Source organism: Bradyrhizobium sp. th-b2 (assembly GCF_000426785.1).
GTDB lineage: Bacteria > Pseudomonadota > Alphaproteobacteria > Rhizobiales > Xanthobacteraceae > Bradyrhizobium > Bradyrhizobium septentrionale.
In genome coordinates, this window is the sequence record NZ_AUGA01000240.1 from 1 (window position 1) to 1,582 (window position 1,582).

Sequence of the window (1,582 nt, forward strand, 5' to 3'; positions counted from 1 at the left end):
GATTCTGGCCGGCGGTTTTGTGACTCAGTCAGACTAGCAGGCTGTTGAAGAACTCAGCCGCGTTCGCAAACGAAGGCTGAATCGTCGCCATTGTGCATGTAGAAGTGACCGACGAGCCTGCCCGCGGTGCCGATCATAGCCCATCGGCGACCGCAGGCGGGGTCATTCTCGTCGTGCCCTTCCCATGAGAACTCCGCGCGGGCCGAACCGTCTCGCGCGCCGTAGCGGACACCGCGCCCGATTGCCGGTAGACCGCGAACTATCGCTCCTTGCCGAGTCATCGTGTTCCCTGATCAAACTTAATGGAGCTGGCGGGGCCAGATCAGCCAATCATGCGTGTCGTCCCATAGGGAACAAATCCCGCCTTTCACCATGCCGAGATCATCCAGTTGCTGTAGACTGAGTTCAGAATTCGCCAAGGCCACCCCGCCGAGACCGGCATCCAATGAGAATCGGGCGGCGCCGACATCCAGTGAAGCCTTGATGGCTTCGGTGGCGTTAGCCACCGCGACCGCATACGTTACGTGCCGAAGTTGGCCGCTTTCTATGTAGCCAATTGAAACCATCCAACCTGCTGCCATGTGTGCAATCCGATATGGAGACTGCCCCAGCTTACTCTGCGCCACTAAGCGCAAAGCGCACCTACCAATAGTGGGAGGTTGGAAGGGCCGGCTCCCTTAGGCTCGCAACCTCAAGAGGAGTGGCAGATTTGACGAGCGAGAAGCGGATCAGCGTTGAACGGCCGGCGATCCTGACGCGTCTCCGTCGAGTGCAGGCGTGGCGCAGGCACGGTTCCAGCGGATGCTAGACTAGCCGATCCCACATCGCCAGAATGATCCCGCGCGACACAAGTCCATCAAAGCCGCGCAGCACTACTTAGCCGTCTCGACGCGCGCCAAAATCATTCTGATGGGGCTGACAGAACGCTAGGCATATGGCTCCGTGGGCCGGACCCGCTTGCGTAGCGATCTCACGTCACGCTCGCGCCGAGAACGGCTCACTCGCGGTCAGAGTAGGGATGCACGTTGCCACCGCAATGCTGTCCGTTCGGGCTTAGAGGCCCCCAGAGGTACTGGCCCGTTCTTTTGAAGCGTCCACATAGGACACTGCCGCTGACTGACATACGCGAAGCGCTCTCCTGATCCGACATGTAATGGTGAGTATTATGTTCTGGACCGATTTTGATGGCGTCGAGTTTTCTTGTAGGCTTAGCGGGGATATCGCTCGTCGCGCTGATCGTCAGCGTAAGTTGGGGTGAGCGTCCTACTTCTCGTGATGAGGACAATTTGGCCTCGGCGTGTAGCCTCTTCTTTTCGGGGGTCCGCGAAGTTGACTCTTCGCTTTGATGATGTGGAACAATTTACCACGGCTTGGTGCTCTTTCCGGGGCGTTGCGACCGTCCTTTTCAAGGTGGGACCATGACGGAGGAACACCGCGATTGGACTCTCATCATCGTACTTCTGAGTATTGCCGGCGCAGTGCTGCTGGTTGAGCTTATGTTCTAGCAGGCTGTTGAAGAACTCAGCCGCGTTCGCAAACGAAGGCTGAATCGTCGCCATTGTGTATGTAGAAGTGACCGACG

1 protein-coding gene is annotated in these 1,582 nt (G+C 58.0%); it reads right to left on the reverse strand.

Annotation, left to right across the window (positions count from 1 at the left end; genetic code table 11):
- Window positions 1–299: 299 nt before the first annotated feature.
- Complete coding sequence (locus K359_RS0148000; protein ID WP_156929153.1) at window positions 300–581, reverse strand: hypothetical protein; 282 nt, start codon at window positions 579–581, stop codon at window positions 300–302.
- Window positions 582–1,582: the final 1,001 nt, after the last annotated feature.